The sequence below is a fragment of the Devosia sp. J20-27 genome, from assembly GCF_055808595.1.
Genome location: NZ_CM147875.1, coordinates 2,265,508 through 2,282,039, shown reverse-complemented (window position 1 = coordinate 2,282,039; position 16,532 = coordinate 2,265,508). Strand labels below are relative to the sequence as shown.

The 16,532-nt window shown below is 65.2% G+C and carries 21 protein-coding genes; 13 read left to right on the top strand and 8 right to left on the bottom strand.

All coding sequences use genetic code 11. The features are described from left to right. The first annotated feature begins 45 nt into the window (after positions 1-45). From AC0L4C_RS11210 to AC0L4C_RS11200, 3 genes are all read left to right on the top strand, one after another. Positions 46-354, top strand: a complete 309-nt coding sequence (locus AC0L4C_RS11210) for a hypothetical protein (protein WP_473399644.1) — start codon at positions 46-48, stop codon at positions 352-354. Positions 355-532: 178 nt separating this feature from the next. Next, a complete protein-coding gene (locus AC0L4C_RS11205) occupies positions 533-2,458 on the top strand; it encodes a hypothetical protein (protein ID WP_473399643.1) in 1,926 nt (641 codons plus the stop codon). 92 nt (positions 2,459-2,550) lie between these two features. Next, a complete protein-coding gene (locus tag AC0L4C_RS11200) occupies positions 2,551-2,979 on the top strand; it encodes a CBS domain-containing protein (protein WP_473399642.1) in 429 nt (142 codons plus the stop codon). A 3-nt stretch (positions 2,980-2,982) separates the two neighbouring features. Here AC0L4C_RS11200 and AC0L4C_RS11195 read toward each other — a convergent pair whose 3' ends face one another. The 4 genes from AC0L4C_RS11195 to AC0L4C_RS11180 are packed head-to-tail and all read right to left on the bottom strand — an operon-like array spanning position 2,983 to position 5,318. After that, on the bottom strand, positions 2,983-3,774 hold the full coding sequence (locus AC0L4C_RS11195) for a sulfite exporter TauE/SafE family protein (protein ID WP_473399641.1): 792 nt from the start codon (positions 3,772-3,774) through the stop codon (positions 2,983-2,985). An 18-nt stretch (positions 3,775-3,792) separates the two neighbouring features. Further along, the gene (locus tag AC0L4C_RS11190) at positions 3,793-4,158 is read right to left on the bottom strand and encodes a protein tyrosine phosphatase family protein (RefSeq protein WP_473399640.1); all 366 of its coding nucleotides are present in this window, start codon (positions 4,156-4,158) and stop codon (positions 3,793-3,795) included. Between the two features lie 11 nt (positions 4,159-4,169). Then, on the bottom strand, positions 4,170-5,069 hold the full coding sequence (locus AC0L4C_RS11185) for an MBL fold metallo-hydrolase (protein ID WP_473399639.1): 900 nt from the start codon (positions 5,067-5,069) through the stop codon (positions 4,170-4,172). Between the two features lie 12 nt (positions 5,070-5,081). Continuing rightward, complete coding sequence (locus tag AC0L4C_RS11180; RefSeq protein WP_473399638.1) at positions 5,082-5,318, bottom strand: YgaP family membrane protein; 237 nt, start codon at positions 5,316-5,318, stop codon at positions 5,082-5,084. A 42-nt stretch (positions 5,319-5,360) separates the two neighbouring features. Here AC0L4C_RS11180 and AC0L4C_RS11175 point away from each other — a divergent pair, with 42 nt between their 5' ends. The 6 genes from AC0L4C_RS11175 to AC0L4C_RS11150 all read left to right on the top strand — a co-directional run bounded on the left by AC0L4C_RS11175 (position 5,361) and on the right by AC0L4C_RS11150 (position 11,654). Beyond that, a complete protein-coding gene (locus AC0L4C_RS11175; RefSeq protein ID WP_473399637.1) occupies positions 5,361-5,681 on the top strand; it encodes an ArsR/SmtB family transcription factor in 321 nt (106 codons plus the stop codon). Positions 5,682-5,686: 5 nt separating this feature from the next. Further along, positions 5,687-6,124 (top strand): thioredoxin TrxC, encoded by a 438-nt coding sequence (trxC, locus tag AC0L4C_RS11170; protein WP_473403509.1) that lies wholly within the window; start codon positions 5,687-5,689, stop codon positions 6,122-6,124. A 132-nt stretch (positions 6,125-6,256) separates the two neighbouring features. Further along, positions 6,257-6,940, top strand: a complete 684-nt coding sequence (locus AC0L4C_RS11165) for a Spy/CpxP family protein refolding chaperone (protein ID WP_473399636.1) — start codon at positions 6,257-6,259, stop codon at positions 6,938-6,940. After that, positions 6,870-8,345 (top strand): aminotransferase class V-fold PLP-dependent enzyme, encoded by a 1,476-nt coding sequence (locus tag AC0L4C_RS11160; RefSeq protein ID WP_473399635.1) that lies wholly within the window; start codon positions 6,870-6,872, stop codon positions 8,343-8,345. Before AC0L4C_RS11165 ends, AC0L4C_RS11160 begins: the two co-directional genes overlap by 71 nt. A gap of 102 nt (positions 8,346-8,447) precedes the next feature. Further along, the gene (locus AC0L4C_RS11155; RefSeq protein ID WP_473399634.1) at positions 8,448-10,694 is read left to right on the top strand and encodes an amino acid permease; all 2,247 of its coding nucleotides are present in this window, start codon (positions 8,448-8,450) and stop codon (positions 10,692-10,694) included. A gap of 60 nt (positions 10,695-10,754) precedes the next feature. Further along, entirely contained in the window at positions 10,755-11,654 is a 900-nt protein-coding gene (locus tag AC0L4C_RS11150) for a DMT family transporter (protein ID WP_473399633.1), read from the top strand. A gap of 6 nt (positions 11,655-11,660) precedes the next feature. On the opposite strand, the gene AC0L4C_RS11145 is transcribed toward AC0L4C_RS11150, so the two are convergent. Next, on the bottom strand, positions 11,661-12,062 hold the full coding sequence (locus AC0L4C_RS11145) for a DUF2147 domain-containing protein (RefSeq protein ID WP_473399631.1): 402 nt from the start codon (positions 12,060-12,062) through the stop codon (positions 11,661-11,663). A 349-nt stretch (positions 12,063-12,411) separates the two neighbouring features. Between AC0L4C_RS11145 and AC0L4C_RS11140 the strand changes: the two genes are divergently transcribed. The 3 genes from AC0L4C_RS11140 (at position 12,412) to AC0L4C_RS11130 (ending at position 14,397) form a co-directional block, all read left to right on the top strand. Beyond that, the gene (locus tag AC0L4C_RS11140; RefSeq protein WP_473399630.1) at positions 12,412-13,020 is read left to right on the top strand and encodes a thymidine kinase; all 609 of its coding nucleotides are present in this window, start codon (positions 12,412-12,414) and stop codon (positions 13,018-13,020) included. Continuing rightward, positions 13,007-13,420 carry an acyl-CoA thioesterase gene (locus tag AC0L4C_RS11135; protein ID WP_473399628.1) on the top strand — a complete coding sequence of 138 codons (414 nt, stop codon included), beginning with the start codon at positions 13,007-13,009 and terminating at the stop codon, positions 13,418-13,420. Before AC0L4C_RS11140 ends, AC0L4C_RS11135 begins: the two co-directional genes overlap by 14 nt. Before the next feature lie 410 nt (positions 13,421-13,830). Continuing rightward, a complete protein-coding gene (locus AC0L4C_RS11130) occupies positions 13,831-14,397 on the top strand; it encodes an SH3 domain-containing protein (RefSeq protein WP_473399626.1) in 567 nt (188 codons plus the stop codon). A gap of 46 nt (positions 14,398-14,443) precedes the next feature. Here AC0L4C_RS11130 and AC0L4C_RS11125 read toward each other — a convergent pair whose 3' ends face one another. Together AC0L4C_RS11125 and AC0L4C_RS11120 are read right to left on the bottom strand one after the other, a co-directional pair. Continuing rightward, on the bottom strand, positions 14,444-14,902 hold the full coding sequence (locus AC0L4C_RS11125) for a VOC family protein (protein WP_473399625.1): 459 nt from the start codon (positions 14,900-14,902) through the stop codon (positions 14,444-14,446). Between the two features lie 79 nt (positions 14,903-14,981). Beyond that, a complete protein-coding gene (locus AC0L4C_RS11120) occupies positions 14,982-15,326 on the bottom strand; it encodes a YrdB family protein (protein WP_473399624.1) in 345 nt (114 codons plus the stop codon). A 255-nt stretch (positions 15,327-15,581) separates the two neighbouring features. On the opposite strand from AC0L4C_RS11120, the gene AC0L4C_RS11115 reads away from it, so the two are divergent. Beyond that, the gene (locus tag AC0L4C_RS11115; RefSeq protein ID WP_473399623.1) at positions 15,582-16,025 is read left to right on the top strand and encodes an SH3 domain-containing protein; all 444 of its coding nucleotides are present in this window, start codon (positions 15,582-15,584) and stop codon (positions 16,023-16,025) included. On the opposite strand, the gene AC0L4C_RS11110 is transcribed toward AC0L4C_RS11115, so the two are convergent. Then, positions 16,022-16,519, bottom strand: coding sequence for a hypothetical protein (locus AC0L4C_RS11110; RefSeq protein WP_473399622.1), 498 nt, complete (start codon positions 16,517-16,519; stop codon positions 16,022-16,024). The genes AC0L4C_RS11115 and AC0L4C_RS11110 overlap by 4 nt on opposite strands. Positions 16,520-16,532 lie beyond the last annotated feature (13 nt).

Sequence of the window (16,532 nt, the reverse complement as noted above, 5' to 3'; positions counted from 1 at the left end):
TGGTTCACTGCGTTGTGAACACCCAACCTGAGTGAGTACCGGTTCATGAAGTTTCTCGCCAATGCGCGGCGGCGCGCCCTGACCACTGTCACGGTCATCTCCTTCTCCCTGACCTTTGTTCTGGCGGGCACGGCCATGCTGCTTGGGCTGTTCCCCATCGATACAAGTTCCATTGATTTTTCAGTGGGTTCGGTCGATGGCGGCGTTCTGCTGCTGCTCGTGCCGCTGGTCGCTCTGGTGCTGGCCATGCTGTTCGAGGCGACTCGCCTCGCCCTGCGCGGCCCGCTCAAGATGAGCGACGACAAGCCGCTGCGCGTTCTCAGCGAATGGAAGCCGGGTCACGGCGAAGGCTGAAGCGGACGTTGCTGTTCATTTTCCGTACAGTTGCAGCCGATAAAGACGCTGGGCGCATGCCTGCGGCCTCGATTCTGCCGTAGGCGCGCTTCAGGAGTGTTACTCTGACCGTCGCAGGGGTTGGCGGGAGCGGTCAGGGACACCGACGACTAACTATGTGCAACTGAGGGAACATCACATGCTCATGGGTCTACGCGCCACGTCGCTGGCAGCAGTCTCCTTACTTACGCTCGCTCTCGCCATTCCGGCACATGCCGAGGACGTTACAGTCACCGGCATTACCACGACTGGCCCCTTCCAGCTGTCTGTACCGACGGTGGAGGCAACAAACACAAACCTGACCGAAGCGCAGATCCGCCGCATCTTCACCGGTGACTTCGCCACTACCGCCAGTTCGCTGGCCGAGCTCGATGCCGGCAAAATCTCCATTCCCGAAATCGCGGTGACCTACGACCTGCCCAATTCCGATGGCAGCGGCACCGAAAAGACCACGGTGGTCTATTCCGATATCGTCCTGTCCGACGTCGTCGACGGCGTTGCCGGATCGGCCGAGGTCGGCTCCAGTGTCGTTGGCATGGGCAACGGCACGACGTTGAACGTCGGCACCATGTCGACCAGCAACTTCGATATCGGCGCCCTGCTGGCCTTTTACGGCCTCGGCTCGCCGACCGCCTCGGACGAATTCAAGACCGTCTATGACGATTTTGCCTTCGAAGGCGCCAGCATGTCAGGCCCGGGCTTTTCCTGCGACATTGGCGGCGCTGGCGTCGACGAATTCAAGGCCCGCCCGCTCAAGGTGAGCTTCACCGAATTCGCCACCATGATCGCCAGCGTCGAGGACAAGGAGGCCCCGCCTCCCGCCGTCGTGCGCAAGCTCATCGACTTCTACATCGATATCCTGACGGCCTTCCAGTCGACCCCGATGATCGGCGGCAGCTTCGATTGTTCGGGTGACGACGGCAAAGGCGGGACCATCAAGGTCAGCAGCGGCGACGCCGAGTTCGGCGGTTTCGAGCCCGGCATCTACCCGCACTTTGCTATCAATGACGTTGCCGTCGACGTGACCGGCAAGGATGCCGGCAGCATGTCGCTGGGCAACCTCACCTGGAAGCCGATGGACTTTTCGGCCCCCATTGCCACGCTCAAGGCTGCACCGCTGGAACTGACCGAAGCCTGGTTCCAGGAAAACTGGCGCAAGCTCGTCCCGGCGATCGAAGGCATGTCGCTTGCCGACCTGGCGCTCGACATCCCCAATCCGGAAAAGCCGGGCGACCGTGTCCAGCTCAGCCTGGGCAGCCTCGATGTCAGCCTCGCCGACTATGTGAACGGCCTGCCGTCCAATATCGGCGTCACCACCAACAACCTGCTGGTGCAGGTGCCGGCGACCGGCAAGGAAGGCAAGTTGCTCAGCGTCATGGGCATCGACCAGCTCGACCTCAGCCAGGATGTGCAACTGCACTGGAACCGCGGCAACAGCACCATCGTCATCGATGCCATCTCCATCGACGGCGCCGATCTCGGCACCATCAAGGTCTCGGGTGTGCTCGGCAACGCCACCGAGCAGCTGTTCTCGGACAACAACAATGTCGCCCTGGCGGCGGCCATGGGCCTCACACTCAAGGAAATCACCTTCGACCTCGATGATCGCGGCCTCTCCGGCCTGCTCATGGCAGTCGCCGCCGCCGAACAGGGGCAGGACCCCAATGTCATGCGCGTCGGCATGGCCGGGCTTGCCCAGGCCATGATTCTCGGCCTGATCGGCACCACGCCCGAAGCCATGGCGGCGAGCGAGGAAATGGCCACGTTCGTCAAGTCCAAGCCCAAGGTGATCGTCACGCTGACCGCCAATGACGAGGCCGGCATTGCCTTGCCCCTGCTGATGGCAGCCAGCGAGAACCCGGCTTTGCTCTCCGGTCAGATCGGCATCAAGGCCGCGGCGTCCGGCGATGCCCGTCCCGCCGACAAGGCGATCGAGCTGCCCAAGGGCGGCATGGTCGACGACGACGCCATGGATGAGGAGACGTCCGACGACTCCGACGCCATGAGCCCCGACGACGGGGCCATGTCCGAGACCCAGACCGACAAGCAGTCCCTCAAGAACTGAGCCTGCGGCCGGGCCCGCGCGGGCCCGGCCTCCAGACTTGCCCTCTCCCGCTCATGGGCGCACACTGCCCTGGAGGAAGAGGAGGACTACCGATGCAAGTCGACAATATCCTTCAATCAAAGGGGACGGAGGTTTTCACCGTCCCCACCACCGCGCCGGTTTCCGAGGCGGTCAAGACCCTCAATACGCGCCGCATTGGCGCCGTGGTGGTGGTCGACGACAGCGGCAGCGTTGCCGGCATACTCTCCGAGCGCGATGTCGTCCGGCATCTTGGCGATGACCCGCAGAAGCTGCTGGATGCGCCGGTGTCGTCCATCATGACCCGCACCGTGATCACCTGCCCGCCCGGTGCCGAAATCTCGGACCTGATGGAGCAGATGACCCGCTATCGCATCCGGCACATCCCGATCGTCGACGGCGGCAAGCTGGTCGGCATCGTGTCGATCGGCGACGTCGTCAAGCGCAAGATCGAGGAAGCCGAGCAGGAAGCTGCGGCACTCAAGGAATATATCTCGTCCTGAGGATCAGGCGCCCAGCAGCGCCATGGCCGAACGCCAGAGCATATAGAGCGCCACAACCACGATCAGCGCCGAGAACAGGGCATTGAGCAGCCCCCGTTGCCTGGCGAGGGCTGTCGCGCCCATGCTGCCGACCAGCCCGCCGCCAACGCCTCCGGCCAGAAACGCGGCTGCCAGGCCCCAGTCGACAAAGCCCGAAATGGCATAGTTGCCGGCCGTCGTCAGGCCGAACGCCGTCACTGCCACCAGCGACGAGCCCACGGCATGCAGCATCGGCATGCCGGTCGCCGCCATCAGCCCCGGCACGATCAGAAAGCCGCCGCCGATGCCGAAGAACCCCGAAACGGCGCCCGAACCGAAGCCATAGGTCACGGTCTTTGGCGCCGACTCGATGCCGCACGCCACGCTCGGATTGCCCTCGGCCTTGCGGCGGAAGAACATCATGCCGGCCACACCCAGCATCAGGATGGAAAACAGGAACAGCAGCCGTTCGCCGTCGATCGCCTTGCCCAGCGTCGAGCCGAGCAGCGCGCCGCCAATGCCGGCCGTCGCATACATCAGGCCACAGCGCCAGCGCACATTGCCGCGCCGCGCGTGACCCAGGAGATTTGCCGCCGCGTTGGCCGCGACGGCGACGGCCGCCGTCCCGAGCGCCGTATGCGCATCGGTGACGCCGACCACGTAGACGAGGAGAGGCACGGCCAGGATCGACCCGCCGCCGCCGAACAGCCCGAGACTCAGTCCCACCAGGCTTCCCGACAGCACGCCAAGCAGCATGTGCAGCAGGTCGATTTCCATGGTCTTGCCTGCCTCCCCTTAGCGGTTCTTGATCGCGCCGTAGAGCGAGCCGGCCCGCGCGCCGGAGCGGCAATAGCCATACATCGGCATCGGCAGCTCCTTGAGCGCGGCTTCCATGCGGATCAGTTGGCCTTCGCCGAGCATGCCGCTCACCGGAATATGCACGGCCTTGAGCCCGACCTTCTCGGCCGCGGCCTGGATCACCGCAAAGGTCGGCTGACCGGGCTCTTCATGGTCCGGACGCGCACACAGGATCGATTTGAAGCCGGCTTCGGCCAGCTTGGGCAGGTCCTCGAGCGAGACCTGGCCGGCCACGGCGAAATCAGCGTCGATCGAGCGGTAGCGCGGGCCCGACTGCTGGGCGGAATTGGAAAACGGCCACATATGGTATCTCCTTAAAGGGCGTTGACTGGGATCTTGAGGAAGGTCTTGCCGGACTCGTCCTTGGGCGGCAGCTCGCCACCCCGGATGTTGACCTGCAGGGACGGGATGATGAGCTTGGGCATGGCGAGCGTCGCATCGCGCGCTTCCCGCATGGCCACGAACTCGGCTTCGGTGACGCCGTCACGCACATGCACATTGTGCGCCCGTTCGTCGCCGACGGTGGTTTCCCAGGCGATCTCGCGGCCGTTCGGACCATAGTCGTGGCACATGAAGAGCCGCGTCGCCTCGGGCAGCGTCAGCACCCGGCGGATCGAATGGTAGAGCGTCTTCGCGTCGCCACCGGGGAAGTCGGCCCGCGCCGACCCGCCATCGGGCATGAACAGCGTATCGCCGACAAATGCCGCATCCCCGACCACATGCGTGGTGCAGGCCGGCGTATGACCGGGCGTATAGATGACGTTCACCGTCATGGTGCCGATCTGGTAGCTGTCGCCATCGGCAAACAGCCGGTCGAACTGGCTGCCGTCGCGCTGGAACTCGGTGCCCTCGTTAAAGACCTTGCCGAAGGTCTCCTGCACGACGCGAATGTTCTCGCCGATACCCATCTTGCCACCCAGCTTGCCCTGGATATAGGGCGCCGCGGACAGATGGTCGGCATGCGCGTGGGTCTCGATCAGCCATTCGACCGTCCAGCCCTTCTCGCGGATATAGGCGATCATGGCATCGGCATGCTCGAAGCTGATGCGCCCCGAGGCGTAGTCGAAATCCATCACCGAATCGATGACCGCGCAGGCCGTCGAGGCCGGGTCGCGCACGACATAGCTGATGGTGTTGGTCGCCGGATCAAAGAACGGCACCACTTCGGGCGAGATCGACGGATCGGGCGTAAATGGCAGGGAATATGTGCTCATCTTATCAATACCTCACGAATGGCGCTTGGTGCTGAGCCGCAGCGCTGCATAGATAGGGCAGAAGCCGAACACGGCCGTGGCCGCCAGGATTCCGCCGACGATGACTGATACCCAGGTGGTCCAGCCTTCCGCCCACAGCGCCAGCGGCGTCACGAATGGGGCGATGACCAGAACCGCGCCAAGGATCAGGCGGATAATGCGATCGGGAGTACCTACATTGTGCATCGGAATGCCTTTCGGAGTGATCATGTTCTGGTTGACTTATATATTCGAATATTCTAATGTGTCAATATGAATATCGCAGAGCTTGAACCCCGGGCCGATGAGGCCGCCGAATTGCTCGCTGCAATGGCTAACCCCAAGCGGTTGCTGATCCTGTGCAATCTTGTCGATGAAGAGCTCAGCGTCAGCCAGCTGGCCGAGCGGGTGCAGTTGGGCCAATCTCCTCTCTCGCAGCACCTGTCCAAGCTGCGGGCGATGAAACTCGTCGCTACCCGGCGCGACGGCCAGTCCATCCTCTACCGGCTGGCCTCCGATGGCGTGGCGAGCGTCTTGACCACGCTGCACGGCATCTATTGCCGGCCGCGAACCGACAGGGACGACCTCTCATGAGCACAATGAACACCGATACGCGGGCCGTCTGTGTCGCCTGCGGCACCATCAACAAGCTGCCCGCCGATCGGGCCGCCAACGCCGCCAAATGCGGCGGCTGCGGCAAGCCGCTGTTTTCGGGCAGCCCTGCCGATGTCAGCGGCAGCATGTTCGAGCGTCAGATCGCCAAGAGCACCCTGCCCGTCGTCGTCGACGTCTGGGCACCCTGGTGCGGCCCGTGCCGCGCCATGGCGCCCGAGTACGAGAAGGCGGCGCAGGCCACCGAGCCGAAGGCACGCTTTCTCAAGCTCAATTCCGATGACGAGCAGCAGGTCTCCGGCAAGCTCGGCATCCGCGGCATTCCCACCATGCTGCTCTATCAGGGCGGCAAGGAGATCGCCCGCGTTTCCGGCGCCCGGTCGGCCCGCGACATCGTCAGCTGGATCGAAGCCTCGATCCGCTAGCCTAGGACCTACCTTACCAACCTCTCCAACTCTTCATTCTGCCGCAAGGCTGGGAAGACAATCGCTGCGATATCCTGCACCCAGTCGATACCTCTTCGACCGACGCAACCATGCAAAAAGGGAGTTTCGCCAATGACTAATCCAAAGTCCTCGACGCACTCAAAGACTGTTGTCGCCATCGTGGCGGCAACCATCGGGCTCACCGCCCTGACCCCGTCTGCATTCGCCGCCGGCAACCAGCGCGACGGCAATGACACCGCCGGGCGCCATATGCAGAAGCAGCAGTACGCCAATGCCGATCATGATCGCCGCGGCGGCATGCGCATGGGCAACAAGGGTGGCATGCAGATGGGCGGCGGCCGCGGCGGCATGTTCGCCCTCGGCTGTGGCCCGAACTCGGCCGAGCGCATCGATCATGCCCTCGTCTCCCTGAGCTATCGTGTCAGCCCGACGGGCGACCAGGTTCAGCTTCTCGACGACCTCAAGGCCGCCGCCCTGTCGGCCCAGGAAACCGTTACGGCGGCCTGCGAGGCCAACCTTCCGGCTCGCCCCGCTGCTGGTGCCACCGCCGGTGCCGAGGCTGCGACCCCGGCCGAACGTCCCGACATGCTGGCCAGAATGCAGGCCGGACTGAAGCTCCAGGAGGTCCGCGTGGCCGCCATGGGCGAAGTGCTCCCCAAGTTCGAAGCTTTCTACAATAGCCTCACCGACGAGCAGAAGGCCTCGCTGCAGACTCGCGACCGCGATGGCCGCGGCGGCGGACGGAATGGCGGCGACGACTCCGGCAAGGGCCGCCATATGGGTCGGAACGGCTAACCCCCAAGCTCACTGCAGCCGGCCGTCGTTACCCTCCCTCGGCCGGCACGTTCCGGAAGCCCCGACTGCTCGCAGTCGGGGCTTCACCCTTTTTGCCCCCCGCTGTTGCCCGGAACCGGCTGAGCCGCTACTCATGCGGTACCCGTTTTGTCCTGCCGAAAACCCGTTCATGACCAGTCCGAGCCTGCCCCTCGACACCGACCGTATCCGGGCCGAGTTCCCATCCTTCAAGCAGCCCGGCCTGAAGGATATGGCGTTCTTTGAAAACGCAGGTGGATCATATACTTGCGCGCCGGTCTTGAATCGGATGAAGCACTTCTACTGGGCCACCAAGGTGCAGCCCTACGGCTTCTACCCCGCCTCTCGCGAAGCCGGCCAGGCAATGGACAACGCGCACCGCCGCATGGCCCAGGCGCTCAACGTCTCGCTGGACTGGATCCATTTCGGTCCCTCAACCTCGGGCAATACCTACGTCCTCGCCAACGCCTTTGCCGAATGGCTGAAGCCCGGCTCGGCCATCGTCGTCACCAATCAGGACCACGAGGCCAACTCCGGTGTCTGGCGCAAGCTGGAAAAGCGCGGCTTCGAGATCCGCCAATGGGCGGTCGACAAGCAGACCGGTCACCTCAATCCCGCCGACCTCGACAAGCTGCTCGACTCCAAGGTGCGCGTCGTCTGCTTCCCGCACGCCTCCAATATTGTCGGCGAGATCAATCCGGTGCACGAGATCGCCATGAAGGCGCGCTCGTTCGGCGCCGTCACCGTGGTCGATGGCGTCTCCTACGCTCCGCACGGCCTGCCCGACCTGCTCGAACTGGGCTGCGACATCTACCTGTTCTCCGCCTACAAGGTGTACGGACCGCATCAGGGCGTCATGGCGATCCGCCCCTCGCTGGCCGGCGAACTGCCCAATCAGGGCCATTTCTTCAACGACGCCCAGCCGCGCAAGCGCCTCGTGCCCTCCGGCCCGGACCACGCCCAGATCGCCGCTGCCGCCGGCATGGTCGACTATCTCGAGACCGTCGCCACCATTGCCGGCGACACTGCGGAAGGCGCCACGCCCTTCAGGAAGGCGCATAACGCCATGCGCGCCCAGGAAGTGGCGCTGCTGACGCCGCTGCTCGATTACCTGCGTGGCAGGAGCAAGGTCCGCCTCCTCGGGTCCGATGATCCGAAAACCCGCGCCCCGACGGTGTCACTGGTGCTGCCCGAGCAGGGCATCGTCGTCGCCGAACGCCTGGCCCGCCATGGCATCATGGCCGCCGGCGGCCACTTCTACGCCTGGCGACTGCTCGAAGCGGTTGGCGTCAGCCCCGGCCACGGCGTGCTCCGCCTCAGCTTCACCCACTACACCTCCGAGGCCGACATCCAGCGCCTGATCAAGGCCCTCGACGCCGAACTCTAGCCCCGCGCCGAGATCAACAGACCTGCAATCGCAGCAGATGGCGTTCCGTCGCGGCCATGAGTAAGCTCGGACCGTAGACCTCGAGCCGTGCGGCCCTCACAAATGTCCAGAAATGTCGGCAAATCCAGTGGGATGGGCACCTTCGGCGGGGTGTTCACGCCCAGCATCCTGACGATTCTCGGGCTGGTGCTGTTTCTCCGTCTGGGCTTTGTCGTCGGCACGGTCGGCCTCTGGCAGGCGCTGCTGATCATTGCGCTGGCGAGCCTCGTCTCGGTCCTCACCAGCATTTCGCTGGCCGCCGTGGCCACCAATCTCGAGGTCAAGAGCGGCGGGGTCTACTACATCATCTCGCGCACGCTCGGCGTCGCCTTCGGCGGCTCCATCGGCCTTGTCCTGTTTGTCGCCCTGGCGGTCTCGGTCGGCTTTTACTGCGTCGGCTTCGCCGAAGGCGTGACCTCCACTTTCGACATCCACGCCCCATTTGTGGCGCAGTCGATTGCGGCAGTCGCCGTGCTGCTGATGGCCCTCATCGCCTGGTTCGGCGCCGACCTCGCCACCCGCGTCCAGTATGTGGTCATGGCCTTCATGGTCTTTTCGCTCATCTCGTTCGGCCTCGGTGCCTTGGGGCAGTGGAGCAATGCGCGCCTGGTCATTGCGCTGACGCCGGTCAATGGCTGGCTTGGCTTCTGGCCCGCCTTCGCCATCTTCTTCCCCGCCGTCACCGGCTTCACCCAGGGCGTCAACATGTCGGGCGACCTGTCCGACCCGGCGCGCGCCATCCCGCGGGGCACAGCCTACGCCGTCGGCCTGTCGATCCTCGTCTATCTGGTCGCCGCAGTGCTGCTTGCCGGTTCGGTGCCGCGCGGCACCCTGGTCAGCGACTACGGCGCCATGCGGCAGGTCGCCGCTTTTGGACCGCTGATCGATGCCGGCATCTTTGCCGCCACCCTGTCCTCCGCTCTCGCCTCGCTGATGGGCGCGCCGCGCATCCTGCAGTCGCTCGCCAAGGACAATGTCTTCCCGTTCCTCGCTCCCTTTGCCGTCGGACACGGCGCGTCGGAGAATCCGCGCAACGGCATCCTGCTCGGCACCGCCATCGCTTTGGGCACCGTGGCGCTGGGTAATCTGAACGTCATCGCCTCGGTCGTGGCGATGTTCTTCGTGGTCACCTACGGTCTGCTCAACTACGCCACCTACTACGAAGCCCAGGGCCGCAGCCCGTCCTTCCGCCCGGCCCTGCGCTGGTATGACCCGCGCCTCAGCCTGCTGGGCGGCCTCGTCTCGCTGGTCGTCATGCTGGCCATCAACCTGACCGCCGGACTGATCGCCATCGCCGTGATCTTTTCGATCTACCAGTATCTCAAGCGCACCTCGTCCGAAGCGCGCTGGGCCGATGGCCAGCGCTCGTTTCAGCTGCAGGCCGTGCGCGACAACCTGCTGGCCGCCAATGCCCGCCCCGAGCATGCCCGCGACTGGCGCCCGCAGATCCTCGCCTTTTCCGACAACAGCGAACGCCGCGAGCGTCTGCTGCGCTTCTCGACCTGGATCGAGGGGCACAGCGGCCTCACCACCGTGATCCGTATCCTCGAAGGCAAGGGGCGCCGCGCCCGGCGCGAGCTAGCACTGGCCGAACGCGAACTCGCCGCCGACCTCGCCGCCAAGGGCCTCACCGCCTTCCCGCTGGTTGTGTCGGCCAGCGACCTCGACATCGCCGTGCCGGTCGCGGTGCAATCGGTCGGCATCGGCCCGACCCGCATCAACACCGTGCTGGTCAACTGGCTCGATCCCGACAAGACCACCAGCATCGACCCCGAGCGCGCCCTGCGTTTTCTCGGCAACCTGCATGCCTCGTTCCTTCTCGGCTTCAACCTCATCGTGCTCGACGCCCACGAGGACGACTGGCTCAAGGTCACCGCCACCCGCCCCGCCGACCGGACCATCGACATCTGGTGGGCCGACGGCAATACCGGCCGGCTGACGCTGGTGCTCGCCTATCTGATGACCCGCAACACCGACTGGCGCGGCGCCTCCATCCGGGTGATCGCCATCGAAACGCCGGACAAGATCGCGACACGCCAGAGCGAACTCGAAGCGGCGCTGAAGGCCGACCGCATCGCCGCCAGCGTCGTCGTCGTCCCCTCGGACAATCGGCTCGAGGGGCTGGTGCAGCAATCTGCCGGCAGTTCGCTGGTCTTTGTGCCGCTCGGCATCCGCGACCGGCGCTTTACCGACTGGCTCGGTGAACCGCTGACCGACCTGTTGCCGCGCCTGCCGATCGTCGCCCTGGTCATGGCCGCCGAAGACCTCGACCTCTCCGCCGATCCCGACCAGCCCGAAGCCCCGGAATAGCCTCTTCCGTCCCCGGCGCTTCCCCGCTACACCTCCGCCTCCCGAACGAGGCCAGAACCCATGCCCCGCCCGCTAGCCGTCTCCATGCTGATCGTCACCACCATGCTGTGGGGCTTTGCCTTCGTCGCGCAGAAGACGGCCATGGATGCCATGGGGCCGCTGACCTTCTCGGCCGTGCGCTACCTGCTGGGCGCCGCCGCCATCGTGCCGCTGGTGCTCTGGGAACTGCGCCGCACCGGCAATCGCCTCGAGCGGGCCGAGTGGCCGGTCGTCGCCGTCATCGCGCTCGCCTTCTTCGCCGGCGTCACGCTGCAGCAGATCGGCCTCACCCTCACCACCGTCACCAATGGCGGCTTCCTCACCAGCCTTTACGTGCTGTTCGTGCCGCTGCTGGCCCTGCTGGTGTTTTTCCAGAAGCCGCACCCCATCGTCTGGGTCGGCGTACCCATGGCCCTGACCGGCGTCTACCTGCTCAATGGCGGCCGCCTCGACGGCTTCAATCTCGGCGACCTGCTGGTCGTCCTGAGCGCCGTCGGCTGGGCCATCCAGGTCTACCTGATCGGCACCGTCTCCAGACGTACCGGCCTGCCGGTCACCATTTCGGCCATCTGCTTTGCCAGCACCGCCCTGCTCTCGGGTATCGCCTCGTTCGGCTTCGAGACCCCGCATTTCGAGGCCATCGGCGATGGCTGGATCGAGATCCTCTATGCCGGCCTGCTCTCCACCGCAGTCGCCTTCACCCTGCAGGCCATCGGCCAGCAATATGTGCCCGCCGCCAATGCCGCGATCATTCTCTCGTCTGAAGGGCTGTTTGCGGCGCTCGGCGGCGCGCTGATCCTCGGCGAACGGCTGCCGCTGATCGGCTATGTGGGCGCCGCGCTGATCCTGTTCGCCATCATCATGGTCGAAGCGGTCCCGGCGCTGCAGCTCAAACGCCCAGCGCCGGTCCTCAAGCAATAGTCCGCGCTACTTGCCGATGCGGATCAGTTCCACCGTCTGGCAGACCGCGCCGTTGCAGCCCTTGATGTGGATATTGTTCTCGTCGGTCAGGTCGATGGTGCCGCGCACCACATGGCCCTGGAACTCGAGCTTGCCGTACCAGCGCTGGTTGCCGGTGCGCGGCACTTCCAGCATGGCGTCGGTGCCCACATACTGCTTGAGCCGCTGGCCCAGCGCACTGTCGTCGGCCGACAGCATCTTGGCGCAGATGGCATCGCCACGCTTGCCGCACAGCGAGATCGAGTACTGCGACTCCCCGCCATTGGTGACCCACTTCCCCTCGGGCGAGTAGATACGCTCGGCCTGCGCCGCGCCGATCCCCATCGCCAGCACAGCCGCAGCTGCCAGCAAAGTCCGAACCAAAACCATTGAATGCCTCTTGTATTTGGGCGCCCCGCCCGCAGTCCGACGGCTAGCAGTCGATCATGTCCGGACTGTGGAAGCGGCGTCATCTGCGTGTCATGCTTGTTCAATAGTTTGAGAGTGTTCCGGACGATAGCTCACGCGTTCCGGAGGTCGCGGATATAGGCGACAACGACCCGGCTGCGTCCCGCCAATAGCAGCCGGCGACTATTCCTGGAGGACGCTCGCCGCCAACCCGCGCGTCCTTGCCGAACCCCAAGTCGGCAAACGGCCGCCCCCGCCAGGCGGCCGTTTTTTTGGTGACAACACCGGCTTTGTCCTCGCGCCCCCCCGTTGCCTGCGGCACAACATCGGCATGTCCAAGCTCTACTTTTCCTATGCCGCCATGAACGCCGGCAAGTCGACGCTGCTGCTGCAGGCGTCCTACAACTATGTCGAGCGCGGCATGCGCACGTTGCTGTTCACGTCGGCCCTCTATGCCGAGGGCGGCGTCGGCAAGATTTCCTCGCGCATCGGCATCTCGGTGGATGCCGAACTCTATGCCGAGGGCGACGACCTCTTTGCCCGGATCAAGGACGAGGCCGAGACATCCAAGATCGACTGCGTCTTTGTCGACGAGGCGCAGTTCCTCACCGCCGAGCAGGTCTGGCAGCTGGCCCGCGTCGCCGACCGGCTGAAGATCCCGGTCATGTGCTTCGGCCTGCGCACCGATTTCCAGGGCAAGCTCTTCCCCGGCTCCTCCGAACTGCTCGCCCTCGCCGACGAGCTGCGCGAGATCCGGACCATCTGCCATTGCGGCAAGAAGGCCAGTATGGTGGTGCGGCGCAATGCCGAAGGCGGCGCCCTGACCGAAGGCGATCAGGTCTCGATCGAGAAATCGGTCTATGTTTCCCTCTGCCGCCGGCACTGGGAAGAGGAAACCGGCCGCTGGCCACCGAAAGGACCGCTCCATGACGCCCACTAGGACCGAGACCCCGGCCGGCGACGACGCCGAACCGCTGGGCAGCCTGACCATCCGCACCCTCGCCATGCCCGCCGATACCAACCCGGCCGGCGACATCTTCGGCGGCTGGGTGATGAGCCAGATGGATATTGCCGGCGCCATCGCGGCCGTCGAACGCGTCAAGGGCCGTGTCGTCACCGTGGCCGTCGAGGCCATGACCTTCATCGCCCCGGTCAAGGTTGGCGACATCCTCTGCGTCTACACCAGCATCGAGCGTGTCGGCAGGACCTCGATCACCATCGCCGTCGAGGCCTGGGCCCGGCGCAACCGCATCGCCGACCGCGTCAAGGTCACCGACGGCCGCTTCGTCTACGTGGCGCTGGGCGAAGACGGACAGAAGGCCGTGATTCCGCCGGCCTGACCGCGCCGCCTGCCGCTGCGGAACTTTTGCGCGCAATCCTGCGTTGCTTCGGCAATCGATATCAGGAGCGTTCAAATGACGCGCAGCATTCGTCTTGCCATCCTCAATATAGCCACCGGCGTCGCCGTCCTCGTTTCCGCCGCTCTGGTGCTGAGCCCGGCCTTCGCCGGCCTCTAGGACCCGACGGTCTGGCAACTCGCCGCCTCCCCGAGTTCATCTCGTCAACCCGGGTCCAGCCCGTCCAAAGCCTGAAGGTCCCACCCGCCTTCTTGTGACGAGATGGAGGGCGCCACGCGCAAACGTGGCGCCTTTTTTATAGGGTGAACAAATCTCGTCTGTGGCACCGCAGCACTTTCAACCGTCATCTGCGGCGGCTAAGGTCACCCCGATACTATCCAGGGGCTTTTCCTATGCTGCTTTTCCGTCGACTTGCCATTCTGGCTCTGCTGGCTCTCGCCGCCATCGCCACACCGGCCGCCGCCGCCAAGCAGACCGGCACACCCGCCTGGCTCATCAACGCCTCCGCCCTCAAGCAGGGTCCGGGCAGCGCCTATCAGGTCGTCGGCGAACTCAATGGCGAAACCCGCATCCAGGTCGATCGCTGCTCCAAGCTCTGGTGCCAGGTGCATGCCGAAGGCCAGCGCGGCTGGGTGTCGCTGAGCAATGTCAGCTTCGGCCAGCATCCTCGCGGCCCGCTCACCGGCCCCCGCCTCGACTACCCGACCGGCGGCACCGTGTGTTTCTACACCGGCCGCAACTACACCGGCACCGCCTACTGCAACGGCCCCGGCTTCGTCGTCACCGACCTGCTGCTGCTCGGCATCGACAACAGCTTCTCCTCGGTGCAGGTCGACGGCGGTTCGGTCACCGCCTGCCGCAACCGCGATTTCCAGAGCTATTGCGAGCGCATCGTCGAGAGCCAGCCCGTGCTGCACGGCTTCCTCGACAACGGCGTCTCCTCCTACCACATCTGGTAACCCGGCCGACCGGCCGGGGCGGCAACTCCGCCCGGGCCTTCCCGGCTCAGGCGCCGGCAGCCGCCCTTTCCAGCGCTGCCACGTCGATCTTGCGCATCTGCATCATCGCCTCCATCACCCGTCCGGCTTGCGCCCGATCAGGCAGGCTCAGCAGCCGCGGCAGTGCCTGCGGCACGATCTGCCAGCTCAGCCCGAAGCGATCCTTGAGCCAGGCGCACATGCTCTCCTGGCCGCCCCCCTCGAGCAACCGGCTCCAGTAGTAGTCCACCTCCTCCTGGTCCGTGCAGTCGACCACGAACGAGGTCGCCTCGGTGAACGTGTACATCGGCCCGCCATTGAGCCCCATGAACTCCTGGTCCTTGAGCCGGAACGTCATCGTCAGCACCCGGCCATCCGGATAGCGCTGCGTACTGCGGATCTCGGCGTCCTTGAACACCTCGACATAGAATGTGACGGCCTCCTCGATCCGGTCGTCGAACCACAGGCACGGCATGATCTTCGGCATTCTCGTCTCCCGTTTGAACGAATAAAACCGCGCCGCATCAGGCGCCTGCGCGAACGACCGGAGTCGATCTGACAGGCGCTCAGTGCTGTCCGAGCACGCGCGCCGCCGTCAGATGCACTGCTGCCAGGATCGCCAGAACCACGCCCCACACCACCTGCCCGACCAGCATCAGGCTGATGGCCGCTGCAGCGAACATGCCGATCTTGAACAGCAGCAGGTTCATGCCTTTGAGCCGGCGCTTCGATTTCGGTGCCGCAAACAGCCCCCAGAGCACGATGAACAGGACGCCACCGGCGATGATGCCAACCAGTTGCAGCCAGCCGCTCAGCAGCAGCCCGGCCGCCGCAAAGCTGATCAGGGCGGCCAGTTCGAGCATGAAGGCCAGTCCCAGATTGCCGTAGCGCACCCACTCCGGATACTTCATCGACCGGAGCATCCCCCGAATTCGTTGCCCGCGTTGCATTGTCGCTGCCTCTCCCCGCTCTCCCGAACGGTCCGTCCCTTTGCCGGAGCATATCCAGCCGGAGTCATCATGCAAAGCCGCGTCCGAAGCAGTGGCGCGTGACTTTGGGCGATTCTGAACGGCGTCCGGCACCATCGTCAGCATCGGTTCACACGGCCGCTGCGCATATCGCGCCGGTCGGCCTGGCTGGTGCCAGCGCCGCTCACAAGGAAACAGATGATGCTGCCTTCAAACTACCTGAGTATCGGCCTGGCCTGCGCCGTTCTGGGGAGCCTCGCCTTTCCGGCGGTCGCATCCCCCGCCGTCATCCTCGACGCCGTCAGCTTTCAGGCCGGACCGGCCAGGAGCAATGACAGCCTTGGCACATTGGCGGCCGGCGACCGGGTCGAGGTGATCTGGTGCGCCACCGACGACGGTCAGTGCCTGGTCGAGATCCACAACCGGAAGGGCTGGGTGCCCCTGGCGCTGCTCAACCTCAAGCCGGGGCGCAAGAAAAGCGCCGCCGACGAGTTTGGCGGCGGCGGCAGCAGCAGTGGCGGCAGTTCCGGCAGCACGCCTGGTGGCCGCACCAGCGACCCCACCCAGCTCGACATTGCAAAGGGCGTGAACAACAACAGTTCCGGCCCGACCTACTCGATCGTGCCAAGCATCAAGTTCTAGCTGTAGGGGCGCCCCATGGGCGCCCCGCTCCCCGGCGCCCGGTCGCTATCGATGTCGCCCAGCAAGACGATGGCGTCCAGCTTGCCGCGTCGCGGCTGCATGGAAAAATGCGTCACCTGCCGTCCGAGCGCATCGGCCAGCGTCGCCGACAGCCGCTTCACCCGGTCGGCCGCCTCGATCACCTTGAGCGGAAAGCCGGGGCTCTGATGACCGGCGGGGATGAGGTCCCGAAACACCACGCGCGCAAAGGACGCGCGGCCGAGTGCCTCCACGCCCATCACCAGGCCACGATGCAGTTCGCCCTCCGGCCGGTCGCCGGGCGTGAAATCGGTGATCACCACGTCGTCCCCGTCCTGCCGCTCGATCCGCACCCAGAAGCGCGCGTCGACATCGGACTCGACGCGCACCACCCCGTCATCACCGAAAACGGAGAGATCGGCCTGCGGCAGGATCGCCCTGCCCTCGCTCTCGACAACTCGCAACGACGCCGCCATCGTCAGCTCTCCC